Annotated in this window: 15 protein-coding genes; 8 read left to right on the top strand and 7 right to left on the bottom strand. The window is 56.5% G+C overall.

Annotated elements, in window-relative coordinates:
• The first annotated feature begins 35 nt into the window (after positions 1-35).
• Together AC0L6A_RS02655 and AC0L6A_RS02650 are read left to right on the top strand one after the other, a co-directional pair.
• A complete protein-coding gene (locus AC0L6A_RS02655; protein ID WP_473292022.1) occupies positions 36-809 on the top strand; it encodes a DUF1365 domain-containing protein in 774 nt (257 codons plus the stop codon).
• Positions 806-1,531, top strand: coding sequence for an SDR family NAD(P)-dependent oxidoreductase (locus tag AC0L6A_RS02650; RefSeq protein ID WP_473292021.1), 726 nt, complete (start codon positions 806-808; stop codon positions 1,529-1,531). The genes AC0L6A_RS02655 and AC0L6A_RS02650 overlap by 4 nt, the downstream gene beginning before the upstream one ends.
• A 125-nt stretch (positions 1,532-1,656) precedes the next feature.
• Here the strand turns inward: AC0L6A_RS02650 and AC0L6A_RS02645 are convergent, their stop codons facing one another.
• The 3 genes from AC0L6A_RS02645 to AC0L6A_RS02635 form a co-directional block, all read right to left on the bottom strand.
• The gene (locus AC0L6A_RS02645) at positions 1,657-2,172 is read right to left on the bottom strand and encodes a fasciclin domain-containing protein (RefSeq protein WP_473292020.1); all 516 of its coding nucleotides are present in this window, start codon (positions 2,170-2,172) and stop codon (positions 1,657-1,659) included.
• Positions 2,173-2,353: 181 nt separating this feature from the next.
• Entirely contained in the window at positions 2,354-2,989 is a 636-nt protein-coding gene (locus AC0L6A_RS02640; RefSeq protein ID WP_473292019.1) for a ChrR family anti-sigma-E factor, read from the bottom strand.
• Positions 2,986-3,570, bottom strand: a complete 585-nt coding sequence (locus AC0L6A_RS02635) for a sigma-70 family RNA polymerase sigma factor (protein WP_473292018.1) — start codon at positions 3,568-3,570, stop codon at positions 2,986-2,988. The genes AC0L6A_RS02640 and AC0L6A_RS02635 overlap by 4 nt, the downstream gene beginning before the upstream one ends.
• Positions 3,571-3,907: 337 nt before the next feature.
• On the opposite strand from AC0L6A_RS02635, the gene AC0L6A_RS02630 reads away from it, so the two are divergent.
• The 6 genes from AC0L6A_RS02630 (at position 3,908) to AC0L6A_RS02605 (ending at position 11,441) form a co-directional block, all read left to right on the top strand.
• Positions 3,908-5,161 (top strand): NAD(P)/FAD-dependent oxidoreductase, encoded by a 1,254-nt coding sequence (locus AC0L6A_RS02630; protein WP_473292016.1) that lies wholly within the window; start codon positions 3,908-3,910, stop codon positions 5,159-5,161.
• Between the two features lie 205 nt (positions 5,162-5,366).
• Positions 5,367-6,935 (top strand): sensor histidine kinase, encoded by a 1,569-nt coding sequence (locus tag AC0L6A_RS02625; protein ID WP_473293355.1) that lies wholly within the window; start codon positions 5,367-5,369, stop codon positions 6,933-6,935.
• The gene (locus AC0L6A_RS02620; RefSeq protein WP_473292015.1) at positions 6,932-8,224 is read left to right on the top strand and encodes a sigma-54-dependent transcriptional regulator; all 1,293 of its coding nucleotides are present in this window, start codon (positions 6,932-6,934) and stop codon (positions 8,222-8,224) included. Before AC0L6A_RS02625 ends, AC0L6A_RS02620 begins: the two co-directional genes overlap by 4 nt.
• 112 nt (positions 8,225-8,336) lie before the next feature.
• On the top strand, positions 8,337-9,347 hold the full coding sequence (locus AC0L6A_RS02615) for a type 2 periplasmic-binding domain-containing protein (protein WP_473292013.1): 1,011 nt from the start codon (positions 8,337-8,339) through the stop codon (positions 9,345-9,347).
• A gap of 70 nt (positions 9,348-9,417) precedes the next feature.
• Complete coding sequence (locus AC0L6A_RS02610; protein ID WP_473292011.1) at positions 9,418-10,041, top strand: TRAP transporter small permease subunit; 624 nt, start codon at positions 9,418-9,420, stop codon at positions 10,039-10,041.
• Entirely contained in the window at positions 10,041-11,441 is a 1,401-nt protein-coding gene (locus AC0L6A_RS02605) for a TRAP transporter large permease (RefSeq protein ID WP_246927870.1), read from the top strand. Before AC0L6A_RS02610 ends, AC0L6A_RS02605 begins: the two co-directional genes overlap by 1 nt.
• 72 nt (positions 11,442-11,513) lie before the next feature.
• Here the strand turns inward: AC0L6A_RS02605 and AC0L6A_RS02600 are convergent, their stop codons facing one another.
• The 4 genes from AC0L6A_RS02600 to AC0L6A_RS02585 form a co-directional block, all read right to left on the bottom strand.
• Positions 11,514-13,028 carry an aldehyde dehydrogenase (NADP(+)) gene (locus AC0L6A_RS02600; protein WP_473292010.1) on the bottom strand — a complete coding sequence of 505 codons (1,515 nt, stop codon included), beginning with the start codon at positions 13,026-13,028 and terminating at the stop codon, positions 11,514-11,516.
• A 201-nt stretch (positions 13,029-13,229) separates the two neighbouring features.
• Positions 13,230-13,835, bottom strand: a complete 606-nt coding sequence (locus tag AC0L6A_RS02595; protein WP_473293354.1) for an FAD-dependent oxidoreductase — start codon at positions 13,833-13,835, stop codon at positions 13,230-13,232.
• 34 nt (positions 13,836-13,869) lie between these two features.
• Positions 13,870-15,207 (bottom strand): oxidoreductase, encoded by a 1,338-nt coding sequence (locus tag AC0L6A_RS02590; protein WP_473292008.1) that lies wholly within the window; start codon positions 15,205-15,207, stop codon positions 13,870-13,872.
• A 76-nt stretch (positions 15,208-15,283) separates the two neighbouring features.
• The gene (locus tag AC0L6A_RS02585; RefSeq protein WP_473292007.1) at positions 15,284-16,747 is read right to left on the bottom strand and encodes an aldehyde dehydrogenase; all 1,464 of its coding nucleotides are present in this window, start codon (positions 16,745-16,747) and stop codon (positions 15,284-15,286) included.
• Position 16,748 lies beyond the last annotated feature (1 nt).

Here is a 16,748-nt window from a genome sequence, read left to right as displayed (position 1 = left end):
GTGATCCAAACACCCATCGCGCGCGTAGAAACCATATGATGCTGGAACATATTCAGGCCCAAACCCACCACGCGCGCCGTGGCGCGCTGAAAAATGCGTTCACCTATGGCGTGGATTATGTGCTGACCGACCTTGGCCCGGTTAATCCGCGCCTGATTTCTCGCAATCGTTTCAACCTCTGGTCCGTTTGGGATCACCGACATGGTGGCGTGCGCGACGACGGTCGCGGTGTGGAATGGTTTCGATCCATTCTGGAAGAACGCGGGCTGTCGACGGAAAACGCACAGCTTCTACTGCTTACACAACCCAGCTTCTTATGGTTCCACTTCAACCCGGTCAGTTTCTGGATTGCCCTTGTGGACGGCACACCACGTGCCTTTGTGGCCGAGGTCAACAGCACCTTTGGACAGCGACATTGCTATTTCTGTGCGCGTGACGGGTTCGCGCCGATCCGGAAAGGCGACACTTTGGTTGCTCAGAAGCTTATGCATGTCTCGCCCTTCCAGAAGATCGAAGGTCACTACGCGTTTAATTTCGGCATGACTGACGACGCGATCGACATTCGCATTTCATTCAAGAACGGCGATCACGGCGTATTGGCGACGCTATCCGGCGACCGCCGCCCCGCAACCAGTGGGTCACTGGCATGGGCTGCGATCCGCAGACCGATGGGCGCGGCCAGAGTTCTGGCGTTGATCCATTGGCAGGCCGTGATCCTTTACTTCAAACGCGCACCATTTCTGAAGAAACAGCGCCCACCGGAACAGCTTGTCAGCGATGGGCAGGATCTGCGCGGTGCCGAAGAATGACGCATTTTCCAGGCAAAACCTATTGGCTCATCGGGGCCAGTGAAGGCTTGGGGCGCGCTCTTGCGCAACGTCTGGATGAAGAAGGCGCGCACGTGATCCTGTCCGCGCGCAATGCTGAGAGGCTCGAGCAACTCTATGGCGCGTTAAAGAATGCCCAGGTGGTGCCGTTAGACGTCACCGACACCGATGCTGTTCGTACCGCCGCCGCTTCTATCGGCCCGTTGGATGGCGTGATCTACAACGCTGGCGCCTATGAGCCCATGCGCGCAACCGAATGGGACAGCAAAGCCGCACTTAGGATGAGCGACGTCAATTTCACCGGCGCGCTGCGCGTGCTGGGCGAAGTTGTGCCGGGCTTTGTTAAAAATGGGCAGGGAGATATCACGCTGGTTGGTTCTCTGGCCGGATATCGCGGACTGCCCGCTGCAATCGGATATGGAGCCAGCAAAGCTGCACTTGTCAGTTTGGCCGAGACCATGCGCTTTGACCTCAAAGGAACCGGCGTGACAGTGCGTCTGGTCAATCCCGGTTTCATCAAGACCCGCCTTACCGAGAAGAACAGCTTTCGCATGCCGATGCTTATGACGCCCGAGGCCGCTGCGGAACGTGTGCTATCAGCGATGAAGAAACGCCGGTTCCGAACAGATTTCCCGGCACCCTTTTCATGGGCAATGCGCTGCTTAGAGTATTTGCCAGACATCCTCGTCTATCGCGGCAAATAAGAGCCACATCTGTACTCCGACCGCATCCAATTCACCTTCCAGAACAAAAAAAGGCCGACGCACCTGAGACTAAATGCGTCGACCCTTGGGGGAATTGCCCCGGCTTTGGGGCCGAAGCGGGGGGATTAGTGACAGGCAGGGCGTGTGCCGGGTAGAAGCACTTTGTCGATCACATGGATCACGCCGTTATCGGCTTTGATGTCCGCAATCACTACGTTCGCCATCTCGCCGGTACCATCAGCGATCATCACGCCATCAGAACCCGCCGTGATACACAGACGTTCGCTGGCAAGGATCGGCTTGAAGTAGTTTGAGCCTGCGGGGATCATGCCAGCCATCAGCTTGCGATCATCCACATGGTAAAGCAGCACATTGGTCAGCTGACCTTTGTTTTCCGGTTTCAGCAGCGTTTCAACTGTGCCTTCTGGCAGAGCAGCAAAGGCATCGTTGACAGGGGCGTACACTGTGAACGGACCCGGACCCGACAAGGTCTCGGCCAGTCCAGCGGCCGTCACAGCGGCGACAAGGGTCGAGAAGCGGTCATCAGCAGCGGCGATTTCAACGATGTTGTCAGCGTGGGCGGCGACTGCGGAAAGGCTAAGTGCGGCAGCGGCGAAGGCGGTTTTGAATTTCGATTTCATTGTAGGAACTCCATGTCGGTGAGCGGGCGTCGCCCGGTTTTATTTCGTGTTCGTATAAGGGTTACGCAGCAGCACTTTCGTTGGATGACTTCCTCACGAATTCGTGATCTAACCACTTGATAATAAAAAATAAACCACCGGAAATCCGATGGTTTATCTAAGTATTACGATGCGGAGAATATCAGATCCGGAACAGCGGCTGTAGTAGCCTCGGCATCAGCGCACTGAAGCGTAATCGCGCGTCCGTTGCAGCAAGACAGATACATGCGTCACCCGGATCAGCCACCGGCGTATGTTCCAGCGTTTCATCGGCAATCTCAATATCGCCCACGCCGAAACGGCCGGTTTCATCGCTAAAGCTGCCTTGCAAGACAAGCGTCATCTCTAACCCGTTGTGGCTGTGATCCGGAACGGCTTGGCCCGACGGGATGTAGAGAAGCCTGACCGAGCCATGCGCGTCGGCCGTAAGGATATCCTGCCGAACGCCCATGCCCAGTTTCTTCCACTTGGGCGCGCGGCCTTGCATGACTTCCATAACCGGTCCCGGATAGATACCATTCCGATCGTAGACCGGTTCGGGCGTAAACGGGGCGTCCAGTTGTGCAAGGATGCTGTCCTTAAGCGAAGACGACACTGCAACAGCATTGGTATCTTCCAATACGGCCCCACCGACAGCCTGATGCGCCTCAAGCGCCACGCGGCACTGCGCACACAGCGACACATGGCTGGCAACGGCAATTGCAAACGCATGCGGAAGCGTGCCTGCTGCATAAGCCGCCAACATGGCGTCGGGGATGTGATGGTTTATGGCACTCATTGTTTGAGGTCCTTCAACTCGTGTCTCAAACGTTCCAGCCCCAGCCGGATACGTGACTTAATGGTTCCGAGTGGTAGTCCTGTCTGGGCGCTGATCTCTTGATGTGTCAGCTCGCCCAAATAGGCTTTCTCGATGATCTCTCGCTGTTCTGGCTTCAGATTGGCGAGGGCTTGTTTCAGCTGTCCGGCCTCTTGTTCAAGGCCAAGTATCTGGCTGGCGTCCGGTTCCATGCTCGGCTCTTCTTTTAGCTCTTCCGGCATCGGCCGGTTTTCCTTGCGCACGATATCGATCTGGCGATTGCGGGCGATCTGATAAATCCAGGCAGAGACCTGCGCGCGGTGCGGATCGAACATGGATGCTTTGCGCCAGATGGTCAGCATCACGTCCTGAACAATCTCTTCAGCCTGATGGGCTGACGCCCCTGAACGAATAATGAAACCCTTCAGGCGCGGTGCAAAATGGTCGAACAAAGCAGCAAATGCGGTGCGATCACGGTTGTCCCGAACGGCCAGCATCCACTTGGTCTGTTGTGAATAATCGGTTTTGCTTTGCGACACAGGCTCTCTTTCGTGGCAAGGCATCACGCGGACGCTTTTTGCGCTGCTCGGGTTATCTAAGGTCTGTGTCAACATATCTTAGTTACGCAGACCTGTGAAATTTGGATCACAATTTCACGGTAAGCTTTCACGAATTTCTCGTAAATACTTAATTCAGGGTGCTTTTTTGCCTGCGGGGTTTTGATCTAGTAATACATTCGCCAGCCCGTAAGACTTGGATGCGACACGCTTGACAAACATCGGGCGATGTCCATCGTTTCCGAGAGCACAATAAAGCATCGAAGCTTTGACCGCGCGTTAGATGCAATGGCGATCAGATTCCGCCGCCAACCTGCGCACTGCACTTGAGGAGCAATAAACAGTGACGAAACCGCAAGCGGACTTCGATCTGATTGTTGCGGGCGCTGGCATGGTGGGCATGTCAGCTGCGCTTTATGCCCAGATGGATGGGTTGAAGGTCGCTGTTTGCGATCCGAATCCACCGGGATCGGGAACAACCTACGGGTCCGCCTGCACCATCGCCACCTATGCCTGCATTCCGGTCAACAGCCCGTCGATATTTGCATCTCTGCCTCAACTGCTGACCAGCAAAGACAGCCCGTTAAGCTTTAACCTTCTGCATGGACTAAAGAACCCGCGTTGGATGCTGTCATTTCTGAACAACTGCCGCGCCTCGAGGGTTCGACATATCTCCGAAGCCTTAGGGCAGTTCTTGTCCTATGCAGATGCCGGCCTTGATCCCCTGATATCCGCGGCCGGTGCCGATGACCTTATCGTCAATAATGACTGTCTTTATGTCTGGTCGACCCGCGCCGGGTACGAAGGTGCACGTGAAAGCAATGCCATGCGCCGCGAACAGGGCGTAGATTTTGACGAGCTTTCCCCAGACGCAGTTCGTGCGATGGAGCCCAACCTGAAACAGCCCATCTATCGCGGGCTGCATTTCAAGGGCGCGCGTCATCTGACCAACCCGCAAGAGCTTGTGGCCCGCATGATGCGCCGGTTCGAAGCATTGGGTGGCACGTATCTTCCCACGAGACTCGACCGCTGCAAACCGGATGAGAGTGGTGTGACGGCATGGCTGAGTGATGGAACTGAGCTACGTGGTCGATACTTCACGCTCACCGCAGGCGCGCGGTCCCGGCAGATAAAAGGCACCGGTGCGGAGCCGTTGCCACTGGGAACTGAACGTGGCTATCACATCCTATATCGAGATCACGCAGAGCTTGTGTCTCGGCCCGTTGGCTGGGCCGAAGCCGGGTTCTATGCCACCCCAATGGCGCAAGGATTGCGCATTGCTGGTACGGTCGAGATCAATGAAATCGACGCGCCCTTCAACCACGGCCGCATTGATTACCTGACACGAAAATCCCATGAAATGTTTGGCGATCTACACTCACCCGATGACACGTGGTTAGGGCATCGGCCAACCCTGCCAGATGCGCTGCCAGTGATCGGTGCCTCCCCGTCATCAAAGCGAATGATATACGCATTTGGCCACCAACATATCGGCCTAACGCTTGGCGGGGTGACTGGGAAGATCGTGACAGATCTGGTTCAGAAAAGAACGCCACACTGTGACATCGACAGTTTTACGCCACAGAGATTCATGTGACGCGGTCCAAAGAAACCAACAGGTTGATTTTTCTTATGACAGCAGTCAGGTCATAGGCATGCGTGCGATTTACTTGATCTCATTGGTGGCGGTTACGCTTTTAGCTGCAGGGCTTCACTGGGCTTCGTTTAGCTACTTCAAATCGCAGGAAATCGCGAAAGCGGAAGCTCGATTGTCGCTTTATCGCAGCACCCTTGAAAGCGAACTGCGCCACTTTGCTCACCTGCCGTTTCTTTTGTCTCTTGATCCTATGGTGGTCAGCGCGCTTTCTGATGGATCCGTCAGCGCCTTGGACAAAAGGCTGGCACGTTTCGCACATAGCGCGGGTCTCGATGCGATTTACTTGATGAACAGCGACGGGCTGACCATTGCTGCGTCAAATGCGCAAAGTCCACGAAGCTTCAAAGGCCAGAACTACTCTTATCGGCCATACTTCCAGGCCGCCCAAAGGGGCGAGCTGGGCGAGTTCTACGGGATCGGCGCGACAACAGGAATTCCGGGGTATTTTTATGCGATGGCTGTGCGCCAGCCGCAGTCGGATGCCACAGGGGTTGTAGCAATTAAGATCGATTTGTCACGGCTGCAAGAAGACTGGCAGGCCTCGGGCGAGAAGATCATATTGGCCAATGCAGACGGGGTGGTTCTGTTGGCGTCAGAGCCGAGCTGGCGTTACAAAACGCTCGCTCGGCTTACGGCGCCTCAGCGCGACAACATCATGCAATCACGCCAGTTCGGGGCCGAACAGCTTGCTTCTTTGGACTGGTCGCCAAGCATTCTGCGGCAAACTGCCAGAATTGGCGAAGAAGACCTTCTGTATCTGAGCACTGCTGATTTGCCAAATGGCTGGTCGCTGCATTTCTTTGTTCCAGATGATCCGGCTGCAACGCGGGCCTGGCTTGCGACAGGAACCTTCTTAGCGCTTGTTTTGTTGGGCTTTAGTGCTTGGCAAGTCAGTCGCCTGCGCCGGGTGCGAACGGCGCTTTTCGCATCAGAGCGCGAAGAGGCGGAGCTGCGTTTGGCCAACGAGCGTTTGGCCGTAGAGATTGACGAACGACGTGCAGCAGAGCGGACATTGCAAAAGACTCAGACCGAACTGGAGCGCGCAGGCCGGCTTGCAGCGCTCGGGCAGCTTGCCTCGTCCGTCACGCATGAACTGGGTCAGCCCATTGCAGCCATGCGAAACCAGCTTGCGGCATCGGAAATGACCGAGGGACCAACAACCCTGAACGAAAAGATGCAGGGCTTGGTCGCACGAATGGAAAGCATCACGCGGCAATTGAAATTCTTCTCTCGCAAGGGTCGCGACAGTTTTGAGGTGTTTGACCTGAAGGATGCAGCGCAAGACGCCCTAACCTTGTTAGAATCGAGCATTCAGGCCCGCGATGCTTGGATTGATGTGCAGGCGCCAGAGCACGCGTTGACGCTTTGCGCCAACAAGTTGCGCATCGAGCAGGTGATGACGAATATCGTGCGCAATGCGCTCGATGCAGTGGAAGAACAGGACGAAAAGATCGTTACGATCACGATGGGCGACACGCCGGATACTGTCTGGTTCAAGGTTGCGGATACCGGGCACGGACTGGGGGATCATTCCCTTGACGACCTACGCGAGCCCTTTACGACGACACGCGAAAGCGGCGAAGGTATGGGATTGGGGCTAACAATCTCGGCAGGGATTGTGTCTGATCACAACGGGTCAATCACCGCGAAAGACCGGCCCGATGGCGGCGCAACGTTCTGCGTAAACCTTCCCAAGAACGAGGCAGAGACATGACCAGTTTCCGAGTGTTGATCATTGATGATGACAGGTTGATGCGGAATTCTTTGGTCGATCTGATCGAAGCTTCGGGCTGGATCGCCAAACCCTTGGCCCGTGCCACGGATGCGGCCAGATGGATTGCGCAGTTTCAGCCAGATGTCATTCTGTCTGATGTACGCATGCCGGGCATGACGGGGCTGGATCTATTGAAAAGCCTCGACACGGCCCCCCCTATTGTTCTGATATCTGCCCATGGCGACATCCCGACCGCCGTCGAGGCGATGAACCATGGTGCCTACAGCTTTGTTGAAAAACCCTATGACCCAAAGCGATTGCTGCTAATCCTGTCGCATGCGGCGGAGCAGTTTCAAATGCGCCAAAGCAACGCGCGTCTCAAAGAACGCTTGCATCAGCTGTCTGGATTGGACCGCGTGCTTTTGGGTCAAACGCCCGAGATGCGGCGGCTACGGGATGCGATTGCGATGGTTGCCCTAAGCAATACATCCGTATTGGTTCAGGGCGAGACAGGCACAGGAAAAGACCTTGTCGCAAGGGCCATCCATGATTTGTCATCGCGATGTGATGCTCCGTTCATCGCGATTAATGCGGCGCAGATCAGTGCCGAGAACTTACCGAAACTGGCCCGCAGCGCTGCGGGTGGCACTTTGTTTCTGGACGAAATCTGTGCCTGTCCCCCAGATCTTCAACCGGTGCTTCTAAGACTGGCGGATGCAGGAGAGATTCTGGATGCCGCACAAGGCACCCCAGAGAAACTAGACCTACGCATTATCGCAGCCACAAACGAAGACCCGGAAGAAGCGGTTGGCCAAGGGCGCTTGCGGCAAGATCTTATGTTTCGGTTGAACGGTTTTGCCCTGCATCTTCCCCCACTTCGGGCGCGGCCCGACGATGTCGCTTTGTTGGCTGTTCGTTTCCTTCATGATTTCGCCTCGCTGTACGAGGTTCCAACACCTGATTTGACGGATGCGGATACATCGGCACTGATCGCGCACAATTGGCCCGGCAATGTGCGCGAGCTGCGACAGGTGGCTGAACGGTGCGTGATGATGGCCAAGCAGGGTCTTGGGACAATGCGGGAAGCGCTTTCAGGGGCAGCGCTTGATCCGGCGGATCGTCCCGGATTGCGCGAAGCCGTTGCGGCGTTCGAGCGTCAGATGATCAGCAAAGCCATCCAACAGCACGCTGGCCGTATGGATGATACCGCCACAGAATTGGGCATTGGGCGGCGCACCTTGAACGAAAAAATCGTCAAACTGGGTCTCGATAAAGACGCGCTTTTATAGCTCTGCGGAAATCCGCAGGGCTGCCGCTTATGCCCCGGCACTTTTCTTCATACGCTTTTGTCTTCAGATGCTGTTTACTCGCTCCATAATGAATTCTGGGAGGAAATCAGACATGAAGAAGTATCTGAACGGAGCCGTTGTCGCCACCATTGCTGCAACCTTTGCAGGTCAGGCGCTGGCCACAGAATGGAACGTTTCCCTTTGGGGCAAACGCCGCGCATTCACAGAGCACGTCGAAAAGCTGGCCGAACTGGTGTCAGAAAAGACAGGGGGCGATTTCACGCTGAACCTGTCTTATGGCGGCCTTAGCAAGAACCGTGAAAATCTGGACGGAATCTCGATCGGCGCATTTGAGATGGCACAATTCTGCGCGGGTTATCACCGCGACAAAAACCCATCGATCACTGTACTTGAACTGCCCTTCTTGGGCGTAAGCTCGCTTGAGCAAGAGGTGGCCCTGTCGATGGCGGTCTATCAACACCCCGCCACCATTGCCGATCTTGCACGTTGGAATGCGACGCCGCTGATGCCATCGCCCTTGCCGCAGTACAATATCGTTGGCGGCGGTGACGCTCCTGCATCGCTGGGTGATTTCGCTGGGTTAAGCGTTCGGGCCACCGGCGGCATCGGCAAAGCGATGGAAACCGTCGGGGCTGTACCGACGTCAATGTCCGCATCAGAAGTCCGTCAGGCCATGGACAGCGGTGTTGTAAAAGCTGTGGCTTTCGCGCCCCATGCCCACATGTCCTATGGGACCATCGAGAATGCGACCTGGTGGACGGCGAACCTGAACCCCGGCACGGTGAACTGCCCGGTTGTGGTCAACACAGATGCGTTGGCTGATCTAAGCGACGAACATCGCAACGCCCTTTTGGGGTCGATTGACGAGTTTATGGATCACTACCTGGCCAACTACAATGGCGCGACAATGGATGCTTGGGGCCCTGCCCTTGAAGAACGCGGCATCGAGGTTGTTACGTTCTCGGACGGTGAAATCGCAGCCTTCAAAGAAGCCGCCGCAGCCCCCGCAGCCGCGGCTTGGATTGAACAGAACACTGCTGCAGGCCTGCCTGCACAGGAACTGTATGATCTTGTCACCGGCATGATCGCAGACGGTCAATAATCTGCAGATCCCTTAAGCCCGCGCCGGACTTGGCGCGGGCTTATTCCTTTCTTCAACACACGAGGCATCCATGGCGACTGCATCTCTTGTGCTGTCTGACAACAGCATCCTCAGCAAAACTGATCGTGCTTTTCTGCGTATCGAACGCGCCTTTTGTTTGATCAGCGGGCTGGCTGTTTTTTCGCTGATGATCCTTGCCGTGGTTTCGGTTGGTGGGCGCAACGCGCTGAATGCACCATTGCCGGGCTATGTCGACTGGATTGAACAAGCCATGCCACTGATTGCCTTCATGGGGGTATCATTCGTGATGCGTGAAGGTGGGCATATCCGCATGGACATGGTCGTGGGCCGGTTAAAAGGGCGCACGCTGTTTACCGTTGAGTTGATCACGACATTGGCCGTTTTAGCTTTGATGATTTTGATGCTCTGGGGGTCTTGGGCGCATTTCCAACGCAGTTTTGATTTCGCCGCCCCTATGTGGAGCCGAGACAGCTCGATGGACATTGCATTGCCAATCTGGCCCGCCAAGCTGATGGCCCCCTTGGCATTCGGCATTCTGTGTGTGCGGTTGTGCCTTCAAGTTTGGGCCTATCTTCACGCCATTCTGACCGGGAACCCCATCGCAATCCCCTTACCAGCTGATGCCGCCACGCAGGCGCAGATGGAAGCCAACCAACTTGAAGAGCAGAACTGATGGAACCTATCGACATTGGACTTTGGGTCACCGGTGGCCTTTTGGTGCTGGTCTTCCTTGGGATGCGCGTGGCTTTTGCGGCGGCTCTTGCTGGGATGATTGGGCTTATCTGGATCTTCTGGGCCAAGAAGGACTATGGGCTGGATGATTTCGGATGGGCGTTGGGCGTTGCCGTCAAAACCGCAGGTCAGGTGCCGCACTCCAAGGTTTCCAGTCAGGCCCTGTCCCTGATCCCGACCTTCATCCTAATCGGATACCTTGCCTATTACGCCGGCCTTACCAAAGCACTGTTCGAAGCCGCGAAACGCTGGATAGCATGGGTGCCCGGGGGGCTTGCCGTGTCGACGGTTTTTGCAACGGCCGGATTCGCGGCTGTTTCGGGTGCATCGGTCGCTACTTCGGCAGTATTTGCACGCATCGCCATCCCTGAAATGCTCAAGATCGGATACGATAAGAAATTCGCCGCTGGTGTCGTGGCAGCAGGTGGCACGTTAGCCTCCCTGATTCCTCCATCTGCAATCCTTGTGATTTACGCCATCATCGTCGAACAGGATGTCGGCAAATTGCTTCTGGCAGGATTTATCCCCGGAGCGTTTTCGGCACTGATTTACGCTCTGCTGATCATAGGGATGGCGCTTACGATTAAAGGGTTTGGCCCACCAGTGACCGGGTATACTTGGAAAGAGCGCTTGGTCTCGCTTCCACCTGCCTTGCCCATTGTTTTCGTGGTCATCACAATCATCTGCTTTGTCTACAACCCGTTCGGAGGCGAGGCATGGGGTACGCCGACCGAAGGCGGCGCAATCGGGGCTTTCGTTGTCTTCCTAATCGCGCTCTACCACGGCATGCGCTGGACGCAGCTGAAAGAAGCCCTGTTGGAAACCGCCAAGCTGAGCGTCATGATTTTCACCATCATCTGGGGCGTTCTGGTCTACGTGCGCTTTTTGGGATTTGCGGATCTGCCCAGCGCATTCTCGGATTGGATCACGTCGCTGACCATGTCCCCCATGCTGATCCTTGTCTGCATCTTGCTGGCCTATGCGGTGCTTGGGATGTTCATGGATGCCATCGGAATGCTGCTGCTGACACTTCCCGTTGTTTATCCGGCTGTGATGGCCCTGAATGGTGGTGAGTTTGTCAGCGCCGCGGACAGCACATTTGGCATGTCTGGACCAATGTGTGCGATCTGGTTTGGCATCCTTGTCGTGAAGATGGCCGAATTCTGTCTGATCACCCCACCCATCGGCCTGAATTGCTTTGTGGTTGCAGGTGTAAGGGACGATCTAAGCGTGCAAGATGTGTTCAAGGGCGTGACGCCTTTCTTCATCGCAGACGCCATTACAATCGCGCTTTTGGTAGCGTTCCCGGCCATCGTACTTTGGCTGCCCAGCCTGGCGTGACTTAACCAAATATAAACCCGCCACGCGGCACAGGACCGCGTGGCGGGTTATAGATCAAACTGACTCTTTGCCCTAGAACATAGACGCCTCAGGAAGAAGTGCGTCGGGCAGGTTTTGGTAACATACGGGCCGCAGGAAGCGACGGATCGACAAGGTGCCGACGGATGTCGCCCCGAAGTTGGTGGAGGCCGGATAGGGCCCGCCATGGACCATGGTGTCACTGACCTCGACCCCGGTTGGGTAACCGTTGGTCAGGATACGCCCTGCCTTACGCTCCAACACGGGCATCAGAGTTTTGGCGTCTGCGATGTCTTCATCATCCATGAACATCGTGCAGGTCAGTTGCCCCTGAAGACTGCGGGCGACCTCTTGCATCTGCGCAAGGTCATCGGCCAGAACAATTAGTCCCAGCGGGCCAAAGACCTCTTCCCCTAGTGCTTCATTGGCCAGCCAATCCGACGCTGTGGTCTGATAGAGATAAGGCGTGGCGTTACGCATGTCGCACATTGATGTCAGAAGTTCCTGCACACCCGGGGCGCCTGCAACACGGGATTGCCCGTCGCGATAGGCGGACGCGATCCCATCGGTCAGCATGGTTTGGGCACCCGTGGCTTCAAGCGCGGCAGTGGCTGCTTTCGTGAAGGCTTCGGCCTGATCCTTGCGGATCATCACAATGCCGGGATTGGTGCAAAATTGCCCTGCCCCCATGGTCAGCGACCCGGCCCAACCCGCACCAATCTCTGCCCCACGCGACGTTGCCGCATTCGACAGGATGAACATCGGGTTGACCGAACCAAGCTCTCCAAAGAAAGGGATGGGTTCGGGACGCTGCGCACACAGATCAAACAAAGCACGCCCGCCACCAAGGGATCCGGTGAACCCGACCGCCTTGATCAACGGGTGCTGCACAAGCGCTTGGCCCACGTCACGTTTACCGCCCTGAACCAGCGAGAAGACGCCGGGATGCAGGTTGCAACTGGCAATGGCAGCATGGATCGCCTCGGCCACGATTTCAGCCGTGCCGGGGTGAGCCGAGTGGCCTTTGACAACAACCGGGCAACCTGCGGCAAGCGCGGCGGCTGTGTCGCCCCCGGCAGTGGAAAAGGCCAACGGGAAGTTTGAGGCGCCGAAGACGGCCACAGGGCCAATCGGACGTTGGATCATCTTCAGGTCTGGCCGTGGTAGAGGCGCGCGATCTGGCAAAGCGTCGTCGTGACGGCGATCAAGGTAATCACCCGCCAGAATATGCGACGCAAACAAGCGCAACTGGCCGGTTGTGCGCCCGCGTTCGCCCTGCAAGCGGGCTTCGGGCAAGCCGGATTCCTGTGTGCCGATCTCGGTGATGGCGTCGGCGCGGGCTTCGATTTCGTCTGCGATGGCATTCAGAAACGCAGCGCGGTCTTCGCGGCTGGAATAGCCAAAGGACCAAAACGCGTCCTCGGCGGCCTGTACGGCGGCATCTACATGTGCCGGGGTGCCTACCGAAAACGGGCGGGCGGGCCCATGTGCGGGTTCCGATGTGAAGCTTGCATCGCCTGCGACCCAAGCGCCCGCAATAAGGTGTTTTCCGTGAGTGGTGGTTGTCATGTCAGGGCATCCCAGTTGTTTACCAATTCGCAGGCTATATCAAAGGCGGTGCAGGTAGAACCCGCATCACCGCAGTCCTGCCCGACAACGTCGAAAACTTTGCTGTAAGCGAGTAAAGAGGGAGGACCGTCTTGCATTGCAGCGCCCTGTTAGAACGAACGAATACTTGCCCCTATCCGGGGCTATGACACACCAAAACTACTACATTTTAAGCCCAATCTTGCGCCCTTCGTAGAATGCGAATGGAGCCTGACGAGGAGCAACGCAATCGCCAACCTGATGAAACTCCAACCCTGCGTCGCGCAGATCGTCGGCCACCATCGTGAATGCATTGTTCGTCGTGGCGAACACCAGTGTATCTGCGGGCACAAGTTGGCTTTCGCCACTTAGCAACGACCTTACAGTGGCACCGTTTGCGCCCCAGCTGTCGATCACAGCTTCCGGATGAAAGCGTACCCCCAACCCTGTTAGGACTTGGCGGGCACGGTGATCTGCAGTGGTACGGGCCAGTTCTTTGCCCACCACCGCATCTGGCGTGACGATGGTTACGTCGTGTCCTTTTTCTGCAAGATGCCAAGCTGTGCCCACCCCCCGCCAATTGCCGCCTTCGTCCAAAAGCACCACGCGTATGCCTATCGGTACTTCACGACGCAGAACTTCTTCGACCGACGCGACATTTCCGTGTTCCAGCCCCGGCAGTTCCTTCATTTCAGGACAAAACCTTTGCCATCCTGTGTTCGCAGGTAAAGACCCAGTGGCAACCACCACCTGATCTGCAGCAAACGCTGATATGTCATCCGCATCCATGAAGTGATTAAGCCGCACATCGACACCCAGTTGATCAAGCTGCCGTTCGTACCAGTCCAGAAGCTCTAGCGATCTGGCCGCGACGGGGTTGCAGTCCAGCCAGTCGAAATTGCCCGCCGATGTGCGGCGCGGCCTCGCTGATGGTGACCGTATGACCACGTTCAGCCGCGACCCTGGCAGCTTCCAAACCAGCCGGTCCCGCCCCGATCACCAAAACCTTTTTCGGATGGGCCGAGGGCTCAAACGGTTCGCCGCCCCATTCCCATTCGCGGCCGGCTGATGGATTGATAAGGCACGAAATCCAATAGTCGCGGGACCGGCGCCCCCAACACATCTGATTGCACGAAATGCAGCCGCGAACATCTGCCTCACGATCCTCGCTCATCTTACGAGCCAGATGTGGATCCGCGATCTGACCACGCACGATCGACACCAGATCTGCCTGACCCGCCCGCAGCACGTCACGTGCATTGTCCGGCGTTCTGATCTGGCTTTCAGATTGTACGCGTGCTGTCTTGAGCTGTGCCTTGAGCTGAGTTGTGACGTCGACGCTCAGCTTCTCGCCATACACAAAACTGGGCATCACTTTATCAAATTCCAGATAGCTTCCAGACCCGCAGGTCACATAATCAAGCTGGCCCGTCGCATCATGCGCTTTTGCGATGTCCACAAGCTGCTCAACCGACAAGGCAACCGGTTCGCTGGGGGCTGTACTGACAGACAGGCCAATAATGAAATCCTCGCCACAGGCATCCCGAATGCCGTCTTGAATGCGCAATCCGAACCTAAGCCGGTTTTCCAGTGATCCCCCCCACCGGTCCGTCCGCGTGTTTGAGGTTGGCCGCCAGAATTGTTCGATCAGCGAATGGTACGCGGCCCAAATCTCGACCCCATCAAACCCTGCTTTCTGACAGCGTTCTGCTGCCCGAATGAAACCCGCGATGCATTCCTCGATCTCCGCGTCCGTTAAGGCATGACTGCCATCACTGTCATGGTAGCTGGGCTGCCCTGAGGGCGATACGTTTGGCGCATAGGACAGGTCCGCGTCGCCATGCTGCCCGATGTGATAAAGCTGCTGAAGGATGACCGCGCCTTCTGCTTTGCATACCTCGGTGAGGCGCCGAAAGCCGGGAATGACATCATCGTCATCAACCCGAAAATTTCCCCGAGTCAAAACGGCGGATTGGTCGATCGGCATAGGCTCGACCACAATCATGCCTGCGCCACCGCGTGCGCGTTCTAAATAGTAATTCAGATGCTGCTCTGCCGGCAGACCCAATCGGGACATGTTCGTCGTGTGTGCACCAAATACGATGCGATTGCGCAAGGTGCGGTGGCGTAACACCAACGGCTCTAGCACGGGATCGTTCATCTTGGTCCTCCCAATCAGTCGCAGATCACGGGGGCTACCGATCAATGTGATCAGTTTCTGCGTGGTGGCTGAACTGTCAACGCATGATAAACGGGTCCGGGATTGGATCATCGCTGGTGCGCAGCCAGACGGTCTTGATCGTCGTGTAATCAAGCACGGCCTGAAGCCCGCCTTCGCGACCATGACCAGACAGACCATAGCCACCAAATGGTGCGATTGGACTGACTGCGCGGTAGGTGTTCACCCAGACAATACCCGAACGAATAGCTTTGATCATGCGATGCGCGCGCGTCAGGTTTTGCGTAAAGACACCGGCGGCCAAACCGAATTCTGTATCGTTGGCCATTTCGATGGCCTCTGCTTCACCCTCGAAGCTGAGGACGGATAGAACCGGCCCAAAGAATTCATTGGTTAGACAAGGGGCATCCGGTGCATCGGAACAGTCAAGAATTGTTGGCGGGAAATAAAACCCGTCACCTTCGATCGCGGCACCACCAGTCAGCAGCTTCGCACCAGCGTCCAACGACCGTGCAATCAGATCTTGTGCCGTTTCACGCTGACGCATCGTGCAAAGCGGCCCAACTTCAGTCGCCATGTCATTGGGCGTGCCGATCACAATTGCTTCGGCCTTCGCCTTCAGGCAGGCCAGAAATTCGTCTTTGATCGACGCTTGAACTAACAAGCGTGATCCGGCCACACAGCTTTGCCCAGTCGCGGCAAATATGCCCGACACCTGCGCATTTGCAGCACTGTCGATATCCGCATCGTCAAAGACGATGAAGGGGGATTTGCCGCCAAGCTCAAGTGACGTCGTGGCAAGGTTCTCTGCCGAGTTCCGTACGATATGGCGCGCAGTTTCCGCCCCACCTGTGAACGCCACATGATCAACAAGCGGATGGCGGGTCAGAGCGGCTCCGGCGTCGGGCCCACCCGTGATGACGTTCAAGACACCCCTGGGGAACCCAACTTGATCAAAGATCTTGGCAAACTCCAGCATAGGCGCAGGGCCATCTTCAGATGCTTTCAACACCACCGTGCAACCCGCCGCCAAGGCTGGCGCGATTTTTACAGCTGACAGAAATAACTGAGAGTTCCACGGCACGACCGCCGCAACGACGCCAACCGGTTCGCGCCGCAACCATACTTCCATATCCGGTTTGTCGATCGGCAGATGCGCGCCTTCGATCTTATCCGCCAGTCCCGCGAAATAGCGAAAATACTCGGCGACATAAGCGATCTGCGCACTGGTTTCCCGGATGATCTTGCCGGTGTCACGGGTTTCGATTTCGGCCAGCCGTCCAGCATTCTCGGCCACTAGCTCCGCAAGTGTCGAAAGCAGTTTGCCCCGCGCCGTTGCTGTCATTCCTGCCCATTCAGGAGAAAGGAACGCATCGCGCGCCGCATGGACAGCAGCATTCACATCATCTTCGTTTGCACTTGCCATCAGCGCCCAAGCCTGCCCAGTGGCCGGGTCAAGGCTTTCAAACTGCGTTGCGCCATTCGAAAACTGGCCGCCAATATAGTGCTGAAAGACCTGCATC

The sequence above is a fragment of the Aliiroseovarius sp. D2-2 genome, from assembly GCF_055809455.1.
Note: the sequence above shows the minus strand (reverse complement) of the source record. Positions and strands in the feature narration are given on the sequence as shown.